This is a genomic window from Loigolactobacillus zhaoyuanensis, assembly GCF_003946385.1.
Taxonomy (GTDB): Bacteria; Bacillota; Bacilli; order Lactobacillales; family Lactobacillaceae; genus Loigolactobacillus; species Loigolactobacillus zhaoyuanensis.
This window is the reverse complement of record NZ_RHOE01000053.1, coordinates 1-16,555: the sequence shown is the minus strand read 5'-3', so window position 1 is coordinate 16,555 and position 16,555 is coordinate 1. Positions and strand designations below refer to the sequence as shown.

Genomic DNA, 16,555 nt, shown 5'->3' with positions numbered 1-16,555 from the left:
GATCTGGTACTTTCTAGCAATCAATACAATCCCTAACGAAGAAGTGAGATAGTCTTGAACCACCTGCAGTTTAAACTGCTTAGTATATTTAGTCATAGTAAAACCCCCGGTATTGGATTCTGGTCCAATACCGGGGGTTCACTTCAGTGTCTTCAATTGAAGACGCTCCTATTTTTTTCATGAAATTTGCATGTTCTAGGCGCGGTAATGCTGTGTTAGACTTATATTATCGATTATTCATGTTGTAGGTAAGGCAGAGTAGATAAGCAACTGAACTTGCTTAAATGTGTTTAAAACACAGATGATCCACTTTTTTAGTATGTTAATTTTGAAAGCTGGGATGACAGATGCAGCAGCGTCTTTCCCGGGCGACAGTTTTAAGTATTGTCGCTACGGGTTTATTGAGTTTTATGGGTACTATGGTTGAAACGTCGTTGAACGTGACCTTTGCGACTTTGACCAAACAAATGCAGGTCAACTTAGCGACGATTCAGTGGTTGACCACTGGTTATTTACTGCTGACCACTTTAGTCATGGTGGCTTCGGCGCATTTAATTAAACGTTATGCAGTGAAAAATCTGTTCATCATCGCAGTAGTCTGCTTCACTGTTGGTGATTTGTTGTGCGCAGTAGCACCAAGTTTTCCGATCATGTTAGTGGGGCGCTTGATTCAAGCTGTTTCCACAGGTTTATCGATTCCATTGATGTTTCATATTATTCTAACTTCGGTACCGCCGCAGCGTTTAGCAACCTATAATGGGCTGGCGGCGATGCTGATTGCTTTAGGACCAGCATTGGGACCAACTTATGGCGGTCTTTTGACTGCAGTTGGTTCATGGCGCCTGATTTTTTGGCTATTATTGCCGTTGATTGTGATCGTCTTTTTTATTGGCCTTTTTAATTTAACTTTGCAGCCGATCGCGCGGCAGGACCGCTTTGACTTCTGGGGTTTTATACTACTAGCGGTTATCCTGTTCTTGGTTGATTACACTTTCAATCGTGCGGCCAAGGTGGGCTTTCTCAGTTGGAACTTCTGGGGATTAATAGTGCTGAGCGTTATTTTGATGGTCGTTTTCTACTTGTACAATCAGCATTCTAGTCGGCATTTGATCGATTTTTCCATTTTTAAAAATGCCATTGTTAATTGGCATTTACTGGGTTATTTCATACTTCAGTTTATTAATATTGGTATTTCATTTGTTTTGCCACAAGTGGCGCAATATATTTTAGGCACAAACTCTTTTGTTGCGGGGATGATTTTGCTACCAGGCGCATTGCTGGGTGTGATCGTGGCACCGTTAGCCGGCCGCTGGATGGATCAAAACGGCACGCCGCTACCGATCGTGGTGGGACATAGCGTATTTTTAGTTGCGGCTGCGGCTTTTGTGATTTTTGAGCGGCAACTAACTGGAGCGTTATTGATTGGATTATACTTCTTACTCCGTCTAGGCTTTAACTTAGCCTTTGGTAATACGATCAGTCATGCTAGCGTACAAGTACAACCAAAGCAAAAAGCGGATATTAATGCTACTTTTAATATGACGCAGCAGTATGCGGGCTCGTTGGGTACTAATGTTTTTGCGGCGGTGATCGGTATTTATCAGTTACAGCACATTAGTTTGCGGATCAGCACTGCGCAGGGCGCGTTGTTGGATTACTGGTTGATCGTGGCCTTAGCGATCGTTGGGCTATTTTCAGCCTGGCTCAGTTATAGATCAACGATGCAGCAAAAATAGATCTCAGCTTAAAAGCGTCCGTAATGGGGCGCTTTTTTTTGCATGATTTATAGTTGCAATGTTCGACCAAACAAATAAGAGTCGGCACATAATTTAGTCATGTGCCGACTCTTTGATTGAAAGCTATATTTTAGGCTAAAAATACTGACCAATGGTTAAACCAAGTAAGACACAGATGAGGCCACCGATCAGGGAACAACTCAGGTAGAGGAATGCTAGTCGACCGTATTTTTTTTGCTGTAAAAGCAGTGCTTCGTAACTCATCGTCGAGAAGGTAGAAAAGCCACCACAAACGCCGGTACCCAGCAGTAAATAAGTATTGGCGCCGGTGCCTAAATGACTAGCTAAGCCGCCAAGAATTAGGGCAGCTAAAAGGTTGATCACCAACGTGGCGACGGGAAAACGGCCATTTGTATGGCGTTTGATCAATTTAGTGGCATCGTAGCGTAAAATAGCGCCAATTGCTGCACCACCACCGACTAGGAAATAAGGGGTCATTTATTCACCGCCCGTCGCGCTAAGTGGCGTAGATCAAGCCGACTAGCCCGTAAGCCGAGGTAAGCGCCGAGCATACCGCCGACTAAACTTAATAGCGCATAACCGATCGCCAACCAATAAGCCTGTGCCTGATATAATTGCATAATTTCCAATATGTATGAAGAAAAAGTAGTAAAGGCGCCAACGAAGCCAGTTCCTAAACCTAACGTGAGCTGCTCCGGAAACCATTCAATCTGCGCCAAAGTATTAGTCAAGTAAACCAACAAAAAACTCCCGAGCAAATTGATCAAAAAAGTGGCCACTGGCACATGGTTAAAAACAACGAGTTGGTCAACTCCGTAACGCGTCATACCGCCAGCAATGGCAAATAGACCAATTAAAAGCTCATCCATGCTAACCACTCCTAAGAATAATGTGAAAGTTCTAATGTAAGCCTTAGTTTATCACTAAAAATTAACTTTGTGTAGCAATTTTTAGAACGGCTGGACTAATTTTTGTAAAACGTTGTATCAAATAAAAAACGGCTAATTTTATACCACTTAATTTTGAGTTATACTAGAATATGTCGAATTTACGCTTGTCTGAGATTGATTAGGCTGGGACAAGTGACAATGGCAACACCTATAAAATTTTCCATTATTGTGGAGTAGAGAAGGGTCAATTTTGAATTCAGAAAAGGAATTATCCGGTAAAACGGTTTTGTTAATGGCGATCGCCGCTGGTGTGATCGTGGCGAATCTCAATTATATTCAGCCAATCGAAGGCTTGATCGCCGCGAGTTTTCAAGTTTCTAAAGCAACGGTTGGGGTTGTGGCGATGTTAACGCAGCTAGGCTACGCGTTTGGGCTATTATTAATTGTTCCGCTAGGTGATATTTTTAATCGCTATCAGCTCATTCAGGTAATGTTAGTTTTATCGATCATTGCTTTATTGGTCGCTTTTTGGGCGCCAACTGTGACCATTTTTGGGCTGGCTTCATTATTGGTCGGAATTACTTCGGTAGCACCGCAAATTATTATTCCCTACGCTGCTTCATTGGCACCGGCGCTACATCAGGGGAAAGTACTGGGTAATGTGCTGAGCGGCTTGTTGACCGGGATTTTATTGTCACGCTCCGTTAGTGGTTTGCTGGGTAGCGTTATGCGTTGGCAATATGTTTATCTGATTGCTGCACTAGCTGGCGTGATTCTACTCGTGGTTTTACACCAGTATTTACCGCGTGATCAACGGGCTCAGCCCAATCTGCATTACCGGCATGTTTTAGGTTCGTTGCCGCAATTGTTACGTCAGCAAAAGCATTTGCAAGGCGCCGCCATTAACGGTTTTTGTTTATTCGGTGTTTCCAACGTTTTATGGTCAACGCTGGCATTTTATTTAGCGGCTCAATATCATATGGGCAGTAACGTTGCCGGGTTATTGGGCTTGTTAGGTATAACCGGGGTGCTTTTTGCGTCGATCATTGGCCGGTTAGTCGATCGTTATTCACCACGACTAACGATTGGTCTGGGAATTGTCTTTTCAGCGCTAGCTTTTCTTATTTTTGCTAGTTTAGGTCATTTTTTCATTGGTCTGATGGTCGGTATTATTTTATTGGATCTAGGGACGCAATTTGGCCAGGTTTCCAATCAGGCAATCGTTCAATCGCTGAATCGTGAAGCCAGTAGCCGGAATAATTCAATTTTCATGTTTAGTTATTTTCTTGGCGGGGCGCTGGGGACTTTCTTCAGTACTTTTGCGTGGAGCCATTTTGGCTGGGCTGGTGTCTGCGGTGTTGCGGCAATCTTTTTGGTAATTGCGGTATTGGGTCACTTTATTTTACGGGAGCCTAAGCAGCTACGGCCAGTGCAATAAAATGATTTTATTTACATTTATGAGTGTAAGTGGTATTTTTGAAACGTAAACAGCGATGACGTTCGCGAACTATTACGTAAAGTAATTGATGACGTCTACTTAAGGAGAATTTTCTCTTTAGGTAGACGTCTTTTTTTCTCGGGCGTACTTTAAATGCTTTAGTGTAATATTTGATCTTAATAAAATAGGGGGTGGGCAACATGCTGATCCGACCTAAAAGTGATTATTTAGAAGCCGATTATGCTGGCCAGGGGCTAAATGAGCAGGATGCGCAACGGTACCAAGCTCAACATGGGTACAATGAAATTCCCGAGACTAGCGAGCAGCCACTAATTGGGGTTTTAAAAGGCATGTGGGGGCCGACGCCGTGGCTGCTGGAAGCGGCAATGATCTTTGAGTTATTATTAGGTAAAGGGACGCAAGCATTTTTTGTATTGGCGTTACTTTTATTTTCAGCTGTCGATGGTGAGATTCAAACCCAACGTGCAAAAAAAGCAGTGGGCACTCTGCAACGCCAATTAACTGTTACTGCTAGATTATTGCGTGATCGGCAATGGCAATTTCAAGCAGCGCGGGTTTTAGTACCGGGAGACATCGTGCATGTTCGAACTGGTGATCTTATACCAGCTGATTTAGTCATCATCAGCGGTGCCGTTGAGGTCGACGAAGCGTCACTGACTGGTGAAAGCAAGGCAATTTTAAAGGGAAAGGATAGTGCGCTTTATTCTGCAGCAACTGTTGTTCATGGCGCGGCTTTAGGCCAAGTTACCCAAACCGGGGTTAATAGTACCTATGGGAAAACTGCCGAATTATCGCGGACTGAGACTGCACCTGGACGTCTGCAGCAACTGTTGTTTAATATTGTGCGCTATTTAGCCTATCTTGATGTTGTTTTAGCAATTATGCTGGTTATTGCGGCTGTCTTTCGTGGTACTGCTTGGCAAGAATTGTTGCCGTTTCTAGTGATTTTATTCATTGCAACGATTCCAATTTCAATGCCGTCTAGCTTTACCGTGGCTAATTCACTAGAGGCCAAAAAATTAACACAAGAAAAAGTTTTAGTTACTGGGTTAACAGGTGTTCAGGAAGCCGCGAGTATGGATATTCTGCTGATTGATAAAACAGGGACAATTACCAATGATCAGCCCAAAGTTGGTCAAATTAAAGCCTTGCAACATTTTTCAAGACAACAAATTTTGCAGTTTGCACTGACGGCAACTGACGTAACGGCTGCGGATTCAGTTAGTACAGCACTTACTAATGCGGCGGTAGCTGAAAAAATAACGCCGCTGAAGCGTAGCGATTTTACGGCATTTGATCCGGCAACTAAGACGGCCCAAGCAAGCTACACGGAAAATGGACAGGCGGGCAAGGTTATTTTAGGCTCACCGGACATTGTCGCCACTATTGCTAGTGTGCCAATTCATTTTCAGCAGGAATTAACTAACTTGGCACAACAGGGTGCACGGGTACTAGCACTAGCTTTACAAATAAATGAACAACCAGCAATTATTGGCTTGATCGAATTAGTTGATCAACCACGACCTGATGCAGTTACGGCAATTAAAGCAATTCAGAGCCGCGGTGTACGAGTCATGATGTTAACTGGCGATACACCGATCACTGCACAAGCTATTGCAGCACAGGTAGGAATTGGATCACGTATTGGGACGTTGGCTGATGCTAAAATCGCCCCGCTTACTTTCGATGGTTTTGCCGATGTGTATCCGCAAGATAAATTGGCAATCGTAAAAAAATTACAAACATTGGGTCTGGTAGTGGGGATGACTGGCGATGGCGTTAACGATGCGCCAGCACTACAACGTGCCGATGTTGGCATTGCAGTTGCTAATGCCACTGATATTGCCAAGTCAGCCGCTAAGGTGGTTTTAACGCGCGCGACCTTAGCGGATATTGTCAAAGTGATCGATAGTGGGCACCGAGTTTATCGGCGAATGATGACTTGGACCATCACTAAACTATCACGAACGGCACAGCTAGCTGCGTTGCTGACTTTTGGGTTTATCTTTGCTGGTTTTTTCCCAGTCTCATTGAACTTAATTGTTTTTATTGTGATCATGAATGATTGTGTAACGCTAACCTTAGGGACTGATCATGCGTGGCCGACCCGGGTGCCCGAACATTGGAATCTAGCGCGCTTAGCTAAAATTGCTGGAATCTTTGCGGTTGTGTGGGTCGTTATTGGGCTAGTCATGTTCTGGTATTATTTAGCGGTGGCCCGATTAGGTATCGGCGAAATTAGCACGCTGATGTTCATTTACTTGATTTACAGTGCAATGACGACGATCATTATGACACGGACTCGTGATCATTTTTGGGAGTATGCACCGAGCAAATCGGTGGGCTGGGTTGTCCTACTAGATATTAGTTTAGCGACGATCATGGCTGTAACTGGTTTTGTGACTACACAAGTTAGCTGGATATGGGTACTAGCGGTCATCATTATTGTCGTGATGGCAACGTTGATTTTAGACCGAATTAAAATGTGGTACTATCAAAAAACCGGCATTTTGGGAACGGAACAGAAAATTTAATAAAATAGTTGGACAACATAAGGGACTTTTGCATAGTTACTTGTTCAAATTAAAATAACGCCACACATCCTAAATCGGTGTGTGGCGTTATTTTATTTAGCCAGTGCTAGAGTTGCCAATAATGTATCTTTGGCAGTGAACAGTGGCACGTTCTGGCTTAGCGCAAAGTAATTCAGTGGCGTATTAGCCGTTTGCTGCGCATTGGTGTTGGCAACTAAAGCGACTTGTTTTACGTCTACGTCAGGTACTGTATTAGCAGTTAAAATCTCTGGTTGTAATTTTGCTTGTTCAATGGCTGCTAGTACCGTAGCGTCGTTAGCTAATTCTGGAGTCAATAAAACTAATTGTCCAGCGTGGCTGCCATGGTAGTGATAACTATCGGTCAGTGCTTTATTCAACGCGGTTGCGTAGTCGGCGGCAATACCGATAGCTTCACCAGTGGATTTCATTTCCGGACTTAGCGCAGTGCTAATACCAGGCAACTTAGTAAAAGAAAAAACGGGCGCTTTAATGGCAACTAGGTTTGGTGGCGTCAAGAGCCCTGGAGTTAAATTGAGTTCGCTAAAGCTAGCACCGAGAATCAAGCGAGTCGCAATTTTAGCTAGATGTAGCTTCGTCACTTTACTCATAAATGGCACTGTCCGGCTGGCTCGTGGGTTGACCTCGATCACATAAACTTGGTCAGCAACAATAAATTGAATGTTCATCATACCGATACAATGCACGTTTTGACCAATTTTAGTTGCGATGGCGACAATTTCGTTTTGTTGGGCTAGGGTCAATCGTTGTGGTGGATAGACTGCAATCGAATCGCCGGAATGGATACCAGCACCTTCGATATGCTCCATGATCCCCGGGATGAACACATCATGGCCATCGCTGAGAATATCGACTTCACATTCTAGACCTTGAACGTAATGATCGACCAGAATCGGCTGTTCAGGTGCGGCGTGAAGGGCGTTAGTGAGATAATGAGCTAGCTCGATTTCATTGTGAACAACGGCCATAGCACGGCCGCCAAGTACAAAACTGGGCCGCACCATCACTGGGTAGCCGATTTTGGCGGCAATTTTTTGTGCTTTCGTCAAGCTAGTGGCAGTGTCGCCGGCCGGCTGTTTAATGGCTAGTTGCTGTAATAGTGTTTCAAATTGGTGCCGGTCTTCAGTTTGTTCAATGCCGTGTAATGACGTGCCGAGAATTTTCAGCCCGTGGGCCGCTAAACCTTTAGTTAAATTGATTGCCGTTTGACCACCAAATTGAACGATCACACCTAGTGGCTGCTCTAATTCAGCGATGTGCAGCACGCTTTCCAAAGTCAGTGGCTCGAAATACAATTTATCGGAAATTGAAAAATCAGTTGAAACGGTTTCCGGATTATTGTTGACGATGATCGCCTGGTAGCCAGCTTGCTGAATTGCCTGGACGCAATGAACGGTGGTGTAATCAAATTCAACGCCTTGGCCGATGCGAATTGGTCCAGAGCCAATGACGAGCACACTATTGCCTAAAGGCTGGCTTTCGTTTTCAGTCCCAAAATAAGTGCTATAAAAGTATGGCGTGCTACTGGCAAATTCGCCAGCACAGGTGTCGACCATTTTATATACTGGTGCTAAGCCAGGGACCGATTGGTTGGTAATGGCGGTGATCATAGCATCATTGAAGCCAAACTTTTTAGCGGTGGTGTAAGTTGCGTTAAGGTCATGGACCAACTGTTGTTGCAACGCCACAATGTGCACTAATTTATCTAGGAAAAAACGATCGATCTGGGTTAATTCTTGCACTTTGGTCACACTATAACCAGCACGCAAAGCAGCAAAAATAACTAATAAACGTTCATCAGTTGGTGCTTGTAAGGCGGCCGTTAAATCAGGTGTCGCGCTACTTGGTTTAAGTTCGTTGATCGCCGTTTGATCAATTTCCATTGATTGTAGTGCTTTTAACAATGATTCTTCGATCGTGCTACCGATACCCATTACTTCACCGGTGGCTTTCATTTGTGTGCCTAATTGGCGCTCGGCAGTATTGAATTTATCAAAGGGAAGGCGCGGGATTTTAGCGACAACATAATCTAACGCTGGTTCAAAGGCAGCGTAGGTTGTTTTGGTAACGGGATTACGTAACTCACTTAAATTTAAGCCGACCGCAATTTTAGCGGCAATTTTAGCGATTGGGTAGCCGGTAGCTTTCGAGGCGAGTGCTGACGAGCGACTGACCCGCGGATTCACTTCAATAATATAATATTGGGCGCTGTCAGGATCTTGGGCTAATTGAACATTACAGCCGCCTTTAATATCCAAGGCATCAATGATTTCCAGGGAAGCTTGACGCAAAGTTTGGTATTCAGTGTCATTTAACGTTTGCGATGGCGCAAAAACGATCGAATCGCCAGTATGGATGCCGACTGGATCGAAATTTTCCATGTTGCAGACAGTAATTTTATCGCCTAAATTATCGCGCATAACTTCATATTCGATTTCTTTGAAGCCGGCGATGCTTTTTTCGATCAGACATTCATTGGCCGGTGACATGCTTAGACCACGGACCATGATTTTTTGCAGTGCTGCTTTATCCGCCGCGATCCCGCCACCAGTGCCACCAAGTGTGTAGGCTGGCCGCACGATGACGGGGTAGCCAATTTGGTCGGCAAAATCCAGTGCAGTTTGGACTGCATGGACGGTTTTACTGGCCGGAACAGGCTGGCCAATTTTTTGCATTAATTCTTTAAAACTTTCGCGATCTTCGGCTTGTTTGATCGTATCTAAACCAGTGCCCAGTAGCTGGATTTTGTATTTAGCCAATACGCCAGCTTCGTCAAGCTCGACGGCTAAATTTAAGCCAGTTTGACCGCCAAGTGTTGGTAACAAGGCGTCGGGCCGTTCTTTGGCTAAAATAGCACTGACAGATTCGAGTGTTAAGGGCTCTAAATAAACCTTATCGGCAATCTCATCGTCGGTCATGATCGTGGCTGGATTAGAGTTGATCAACACGACTTGATAGCCTTCTTCTTTGAGGCTTAAGCACGCCTGGCTACCAGCGTAGTCAAACTCAGCAGCTTGGCCGATCACGATCGGTCCCGAGCCAATGACGGCAATTTTATGAATGTTAGTTAGTTTTGGCATAAGTATCTTCCTATTCAGTATTAGAGTTTGAGCGATAATAAAACTGGTAACTTGAATTAATGCAACGGTTCTTTTTGTGGTAGTTAGGCAACGCTACTATTCTTGGCTTTATTCACCGCCATTAGTTCACAAAACTCCTTAAAGAAGCCTAATGCATCAGTAGGACCAGGATTAGCTTCGGGATGATACTGGACGGAGATGACCGGAAGACTTTCGTGGCGTAATCCTTCAACGCTGTGGTCATTTAATTCAAAGGCAGTTAGCTGCAGCGGTGTGTTGGCTAACGAATCAGCAGCAACTGCATAACCATGATTTTGGCTAGTTAGGATGGTTTTACCAGTGGCAACATCCTTTACGGGATGATTAAGACCACGGTGACCGTATTGTAATTTATAGGTATGCGCGCCGTTAGCTAAGGCTAGCAGCTGATGGCCGAGGCAGATCCCCGCCAATGGATATTTGACTTGTAGCGCTTGGATCAATGGCAGCGCAATTTGATAATCGGCTGGATCGTCAGGACCATTAGATAGGAAAATACCATCTGGTTGCAGCTCATTGATTGCGGCTAAGGAGGTCGTATATGGGACTACATCAACGTTACAATGTTGTGCCAATAGTTGATCAATGATTGCTTTTTTGGTACCAAAGTCAATCAAAACCACGTGCTGCTGCGCATGTGGTGTCGTAAAAGTTGCGCGTTCTAGCGGGGCTTTTTTTTGTTGGATCGCTGCGTAGGCATCGGTAAACGGAATGACTAAAGGCGCAGTGATTAGGATCGCTTTTAGGGTGCCGTGTTGTCGAATATGTTTGGTTAGTTGGCGGGTATCAATACCTTGGATCCCCGGCACATTTTGTTGTTGTAAGAACTCATCTAGGTTCATTTGTTGCGCGTAATGATTGGGTAACTCGGCGAGCTGGCGGACAATAACCGCCGCGCAACCAGCAGTCGGTGCCTGATTGTGGCTAAGCTCAACGCCATAATTACCGATCAATGGATAGGTGAAGGTAATCAGTTGGTTGGTATAGGAAGGATCGGTGATCGCTTCTTGATAGCCAGTCATGCCAGTATTAAAGACTACTTCACCAGCAGCGGCAATCTGGGCACCGAAAGCGTCGCCGGCAAATGTTAAACCATCTTCTAAAATAAGATAACTTTTCATTCGTTTTCATCCTTTCACATAAAAATGTAAAATATTCTGAATTAATTGTGATTAAGTAAACCGCATTTTGGCAAATATGTCAACTGATAAATTCAAAATAAATGTATATTATTAATGTATATAGACGTAATATGCAGTATTTAAATATATAATGTATAAAAATTGAAAAAAACTTGCATTCTATAAAATCCAGGTGTAAGCTTTTGGTCAATGATAGTTTGATTAAAAATTCATTTATAAAGTATAAAATATCTAAAAAATTAAAGGCGGTGAGGGACATGAACGTAGCTTTAGTCGGCGTTACCGGTTATAGTGGCATGATTTTATATCAATTATTACAGCAGCATCCTGAGGTGGCGGCGATTCGCTTGTTCGGCCATCCCGATAGTCAAACCCAACCATTAGAAGAAGCAGTTCCCAATTTTATCGGTGACCAAACGCCAATCGAACCACTGGATCCAGCTGCGATACTTGCTGACTGCAATCTTATTTTTTTCGCAACTTCAGCGGGTGTAACTACTGAATTGGCGGCGCCATTTATTGCCGCTGACTTTCCAGTGATCGATCTTTCCGGCGATTACCGATTACAAGATCCACAGGTATTTACCAAGTGGTATCACAAGCCAGCGCCTGCAGTGAGTGCGCTACAACAAAGTCACTATGGTTTGGCCGAATTTGCTAACGCTGCTGGTCACAGTTATATCGCTAACCCAGGCTGTTACGCAACGGCAACATTATTAGGTTTAGCACCACTGGTACAACAACATTTGATCGCGCCAGATAGCATTATTGTTGACGCTAAATCCGGCACGTCTGGTGCAGGTAAAAAATTGGCTGCCAGCACTCATTTCAGTCAAACTAATGAAAACTTACAACTATATAAAGTTAATCAGCATCAACATATTCCGGAAATTATGCAGCAATTGAAAGTCTGGGATCAAAACGTGCCAGCAATTCAATTTACGACGACTTTACTGCCGATCACGCGTGGTATTATGAGCACGATTTACGCTAAAACAGATGCGAATGCGGAACAACTAGCCGGTGCATTTGCGGCAACTTATGCAGCACTACCATTCGTTCGCGTATTGCCAAACGGACAAATGCCTAATTTAAAAGAAGTCGTTGGCACAAATTTCTGTGATCTTGGTGTCAGCTACAATCCAGCGACACAGACTGTGATGGTGGTCAGTGTGATCGATAATTTGATTAAAGGCGCTGCTGGACAGGCACTGCAGAATTTTAATCAATATTTCGGCTTCGCTGCCACAGCTGGGTTACAGCTAGCAACCTGGTTGCCATAAAGTAGCATCATTTTTTAGAATGAAGTAGAGGAGAAATTATAATGACAGAAAAATATACGACGATCCCATTTACGTGGCCACAAGGGTTTAAAGCTGACGGCGTGCATGCTGGATTACGTAAAGAAAAATTGGATATGGGCTGGCTCTATTCGCAAAAGCCGGCTGCTGCCGCCGGGGTCTATACGACTAATCAATTTCAAGCGGCACCGACTAAGTTGACCAAACAAACGATCGATCAGCAGCATCAGTTGCAGGCAATCGTCGTAAATAGCGCCAACGCCAATTCTTGCACTGGCGAACAAGGCGAAAAAGATGCCCAACAAATGCAGCAATTAGCAGCAACTAAATTGGGCATCAGTACTGATTTAGTGGGGGTGGCTTCTACTGGTGTGATCGGCGTCAACTTACCGATGCCGGTCATTGCTGCCGGAATTGAACAACTACAACTCACCGATAATACGAAAGTAACAACAGCAGTGTTGACCACCGATACGCGCGCTAAAACTGTTGCGGTCACTTGTCAGATCGACGGCCGAACAGTTACGATCAGTGGCTTTTGTAAGGGTTCGGGTATGATTCATCCGAATATGGCGACTATGCTGGGTTTTGTCACTACCGATGTCGCCATCGATGGTGCCTTATTACAAACACTACTCAGTCAGGTCACCGATACCACATTTAATCAAATCACCGTGGATGGCGATACTTCAACGAATGATATGGTTACGGTACTGGCAAATGGTGCCGCTGGTAACGCGACCATAACAGCTGCAACTGCTGATTACGCAATCTTTGCCGCTGGTTTCACCTATGTTCTCGGTGAATTAGCTAAAAAAATTGCCGCTGACGGTGAAGGGGCAACTAAATTAGTTGCGGTCACAGTCAACGGTGCTTGGTCTGATTTTGAAGGTCAGCAAGTAGCTAAAGCAATTGTTGGTTCAAATTTAGTTAAAGCCGCCGTCTATGGTGAGGACCCTAATTGGGGCCGAATCATGATGGCGATCGGTCAAACCGATGCACATTTGAATTTAGCGGAAGTTGATGTTGTGCTGAATGAATTACCACTGGTGCAAGCTAGTCAAGCGGCCACAACAGCGGTGGCTGACTTAGCTGCAGCTTTAGCGGCAAAAGTGATCGATCTTACTGTTGAATTACATAACGGGGATGGTCATGGTCAAGCGTGGGGTTGCGATCTAACTTACGATTACGTCAAGATCAATGCTACCTATCATAGTTAATGAGGAGGAAACTGGGATGAGTCAAATAATTGTGATCAAAATTGGCGGCAATGCTGTTGCACAGCTACCAGCAAGCTTTTTTCAGCAATTAGCACAGTGGCGGCAACAGGGTCAACAGATTTTGATCGTCCACGGCGGCGGTCCCAAAATTTCTCAGCTCAGTGGTCAATTACACTTAGCAGTCAAAAAAATTGCTGGCGTGCGGGTGACCGATGCGGCAACACTAGAGCTGACTAAAGCGGTTCTATTAGGATTGGTGCAGCCAGAATTGTTGAGCCAGCTCAGTGCACATGATTTGCCGGTGATCGGCTTAAATGCGGGCTGTAATCACTTATTGCAAGGTCATTATTTAGATCAAGCCATTTACGGTGAAGTTGGCGTACTTGATCAGATAAACGATACTTGGTTGACGCAAATTCTGAGCCGGCAAATTGGTGTGATCGCACCACTAGTGCAAACCACCGCTGGCCGCTGGCTCAATGTGAACGCGGATACGGCGGCGGCAGAAATCGCTACTAAGCTAAACGCCAGCAAATTAGTACTCTTAACTGATGTACCAGGCGTTTTGTCAGCCGGCGAAGTGTTACCTGAATTGTCGCAGCAAAAGGCCCACTCGTTGATTGCCGCAGATGTGATCAAAAGTGGCATGACACCAAAAATCAAGGCGGCTTTTGCGGCACTGAACCAGGGTGTTCAACAAGCCTTTATCACCAATGATTTGACCCATACCGGGACCACCTTTATCACACAGAAAGCAGGGCTGCTTAATGAGTAAACTTTTTCCGACATACGCGCGATATCCATTTGATATTGTTAGCGGACATGACTGTTATTTAACCGATGATCAACAAAATACATACCTTGATTTCACCAGTGGTATTGGGGTCTGTAATCTAGGCTACAGTAACACGGCGGTCCAGCAAAGCGTAGCCACGCAACTACAAAAAGTGTGGCACACCTCGAATCTTTACGAAAGCCAGCTACAAGAACAAGTCGCGGATCTACTAGTAGGTGCCGCGGATAAATTAGTTTTTTTCTGTAATTCAGGGACTGAAGCGAATGAAGCGGCCTTAAAATTAGCCCGTAAAGCAACGGGAAAAAGTGCGGTATTGGCGTTTAGTGATAGCTTTCACGGCCGAACTTATGGTGCTTTATCAATGACTGATAATCCAGCAATTCAAGCTGGTTTCGGGCCCTTGGTGCCAGATATCAGCTTTGCGCCTTATAATGATAACGCTGCGTTGCCGCAGATCACTGCTGATTTAGCGGCGGTTATTTTAGAAGTTGTGCAAGGTGAAGGTGGCGTCAATCCAGCTAGTAGCGCTTGGTTGCATAGTGTGGCCGCTAAATGTCAGCAAGAACATGTTTTGCTGATCATCGATGAAGTCCAAACGGGAAACGGACGTACGGGACAACTATTTGCGTATCAGCATTACGGTTTGCAGCCAGATATTGTTACCACGGCTAAAGGGTTGGCCAATGGACTGCCGGTTGGCGCGTTGATCGGTAACGCTGATTTAGCGACTGCATTTGCGCCAGGCAGTCACGGCACTACTTTTGGCGGTAATAAGCTTGCAATGGCAGCGGCTAAAGCAGTGTTGATTCAATTGACACCTGAATTTCTGGCACAAGTGCAGACCAAAGCAGCTTATCTAGAGCAGCTGTTGCAAACCGAGTTGGCGCCATTACCGCAAGTCAGTGCAATCACTGGGCTCGGCTTAATGCAGGGAATTCATTTGACGATACCAGTGGCGCCAGTTGTCGCGGCGTTACAACAGGAACATTTGTTGACGCTAACGGCCAAGCATGAAACACTACGTTTGTTACCACCGCTGACAATCAGTGAGGAACAGCTAGCGCACGGTGTTGCCATAATCAAACAAGTTTTAACAAAATAAAGGAGGCCAGCAGATGAATCATTTTGCCAATCGTTCATTATTAAAAGAAATTGACTTCACACCTAACGAACTAGAATACTTGATCGATTTTGCGAGTCATTTAAAACAATTAAAACAACAAAATATTCCGCATCATTATTTGCAAGGCAAGAACATTGCCTTATTGTTTGAAAAATCCTCGACCCGGACACGTTCTGCCTTTACAGTGGCGGCGACTGATCTAGGGGCCCATCCAGAATTCCTTGGTAAAAATGATATCCAATTTGGAAAAAAAGAGTCGACGGCGGATACCGCTAAAGTACTAGGCTCAATGTTTGATGGTATCGAATACCGCGGCTTTGCCCAAGAAACAGTGGAGCAGTTGGCACAGTTTAGTGGTGTACCAGTATGGAATGGTTTAACTGATCAATGGCATCCAACGCAAATGATCGCCGATTTTATGACTTTGAAAGAACATTTTGGTCATTTAAAGGGACTGACCTTAGCTTATGTCGGTGATGGCCGTAATAATATGGGTAATTCCTTATTAGTTACCGCGGCCATGTTGGGCGTTAATATCCAGATCGGTGCGCCAACGGCACTGCAGCCAAGCGCAACAGTGATCACTATGGCGAAAAAAGCTGCGGCTGACAGTGGTAGCCAAGTACTGGTAACCGCTGATCCAGTGGCAGCAGTTGCTGGGGCTGACGCGGTGTACACCGATGTCTGGATCTCAATGGGTGAGGATATTTCAGCCCATGAACGGATCAAGCAATTATTGCCTTATCAGATCAATGCTGAATTAATAGCGCAAACGGGAAAGACTGACACCATTATCATGCATTGTTTACCTGCGTACCATGATCAGAAGACGGAAGTCGGTCAAGCCCTGGAAGCAGAGTTTGATGTGACTGCACTGGAAATTACCGATGATGTTTTCAATAGTCCGCAATCTGTTGTTTTCCAAGAGGCCGAAAATCGACTACATTCGATCAAAGCAATCATGGCCGCAACTTTAGGTGATCTATTTATTCCTGATCAGTGGTTTAAATAAAAAAGACCAACAACTTGCACTAGGCCCTGTCAAGTTGACAAATGAAATAATATAAAGTTGAATCTGTTTCTAAGCGGCTTCACTCCAGTATTCATCTGGGGTGAGGCCGTTTCTTTGTGCTGAGCGATTGTGGTGATTGAAATATTCGATTCCTTCCTCAACC

Annotated in this window: 12 protein-coding genes and 1 riboswitch; of the genes, 8 read left to right on the top strand and 4 right to left on the bottom strand. The window is 44.6% G+C overall.

What is annotated here, in order from left to right:
* Positions 1–347: 347 nt before the first annotated feature.
* Positions 348–1,736 (top strand): MFS transporter, encoded by a 1,389-nt coding sequence (locus tag EKM76_RS09950; protein WP_125550522.1) that lies wholly within the window; start codon positions 348–350, stop codon positions 1,734–1,736.
* A gap of 135 nt (positions 1,737–1,871) precedes the next feature.
* Here the strand turns inward: EKM76_RS09950 and EKM76_RS09945 are convergent, their stop codons facing one another.
* Together EKM76_RS09945 and EKM76_RS09940 are read right to left on the bottom strand one after the other, a co-directional pair.
* The gene (locus tag EKM76_RS09945; RefSeq protein WP_125550521.1) at positions 1,872–2,234 is read right to left on the bottom strand and encodes a fluoride efflux transporter FluC; all 363 of its coding nucleotides are present in this window, start codon (positions 2,232–2,234) and stop codon (positions 1,872–1,874) included.
* On the bottom strand, positions 2,231–2,626 hold the full coding sequence (locus EKM76_RS09940) for a fluoride efflux transporter FluC (RefSeq protein ID WP_125550520.1): 396 nt from the start codon (positions 2,624–2,626) through the stop codon (positions 2,231–2,233). The genes EKM76_RS09945 and EKM76_RS09940 overlap by 4 nt, the downstream gene beginning before the upstream one ends.
* Positions 2,627–2,897: 271 nt before the next feature.
* Here EKM76_RS09940 and EKM76_RS09935 point away from each other — a divergent pair, with 271 nt between their 5' ends.
* Positions 2,898–4,085, top strand: a complete 1,188-nt coding sequence (locus EKM76_RS09935) for an MFS transporter (RefSeq protein WP_125550519.1) — start codon at positions 2,898–2,900, stop codon at positions 4,083–4,085.
* 42 nt (positions 4,086–4,127) lie between these two features.
* Positions 4,128–4,190: riboswitch (Fluoride riboswitch) on the top strand.
* A 95-nt stretch (positions 4,191–4,285) separates the two neighbouring features.
* Positions 4,286–6,640 (top strand): HAD-IC family P-type ATPase, encoded by a 2,355-nt coding sequence (locus tag EKM76_RS09930; protein ID WP_125550518.1) that lies wholly within the window; start codon positions 4,286–4,288, stop codon positions 6,638–6,640.
* Between the two features lie 92 nt (positions 6,641–6,732).
* Here EKM76_RS09930 and carB read toward each other — a convergent pair whose 3' ends face one another.
* Both carB and EKM76_RS09920 read right to left on the bottom strand, forming a co-directional pair.
* Positions 6,733–9,759, bottom strand: a complete 3,027-nt coding sequence (gene carB / locus EKM76_RS09925) for a carbamoyl-phosphate synthase large subunit (RefSeq protein ID WP_125550517.1) — start codon at positions 9,757–9,759, stop codon at positions 6,733–6,735.
* 83 nt (positions 9,760–9,842) lie between these two features.
* Positions 9,843–10,919 carry a carbamoyl phosphate synthase small subunit gene (locus EKM76_RS09920; RefSeq protein WP_125550516.1) on the bottom strand — a complete coding sequence of 359 codons (1,077 nt, stop codon included), beginning with the start codon at positions 10,917–10,919 and terminating at the stop codon, positions 9,843–9,845.
* Positions 10,920–11,197: 278 nt separating this feature from the next.
* On the opposite strand from EKM76_RS09920, the gene argC reads away from it, so the two are divergent.
* From argC to argF, 5 genes are read left to right on the top strand one after another with little or no spacing between them, the layout of a single operon-like run.
* Positions 11,198–12,223 (top strand): N-acetyl-gamma-glutamyl-phosphate reductase, encoded by a 1,026-nt coding sequence (gene argC / locus EKM76_RS09915; RefSeq protein ID WP_125550515.1) that lies wholly within the window; start codon positions 11,198–11,200, stop codon positions 12,221–12,223.
* A gap of 41 nt (positions 12,224–12,264) precedes the next feature.
* Positions 12,265–13,461, top strand: coding sequence for a bifunctional glutamate N-acetyltransferase/amino-acid acetyltransferase ArgJ (gene argJ, locus EKM76_RS09910; protein WP_125550514.1), 1,197 nt, complete (start codon positions 12,265–12,267; stop codon positions 13,459–13,461).
* 16 nt (positions 13,462–13,477) lie between these two features.
* Positions 13,478–14,236 (top strand): acetylglutamate kinase, encoded by a 759-nt coding sequence (gene argB, locus EKM76_RS09905; protein WP_125550513.1) that lies wholly within the window; start codon positions 13,478–13,480, stop codon positions 14,234–14,236.
* Positions 14,229–15,359 carry an acetylornithine transaminase gene (locus EKM76_RS09900; RefSeq protein ID WP_125550512.1) on the top strand — a complete coding sequence of 377 codons (1,131 nt, stop codon included), beginning with the start codon at positions 14,229–14,231 and terminating at the stop codon, positions 15,357–15,359. Before argB ends, EKM76_RS09900 begins: the two co-directional genes overlap by 8 nt.
* A gap of 13 nt (positions 15,360–15,372) precedes the next feature.
* Positions 15,373–16,392, top strand: coding sequence for an ornithine carbamoyltransferase (gene argF, locus EKM76_RS09895; protein ID WP_125550511.1), 1,020 nt, complete (start codon positions 15,373–15,375; stop codon positions 16,390–16,392).
* Positions 16,393–16,555: the final 163 nt, after the last annotated feature.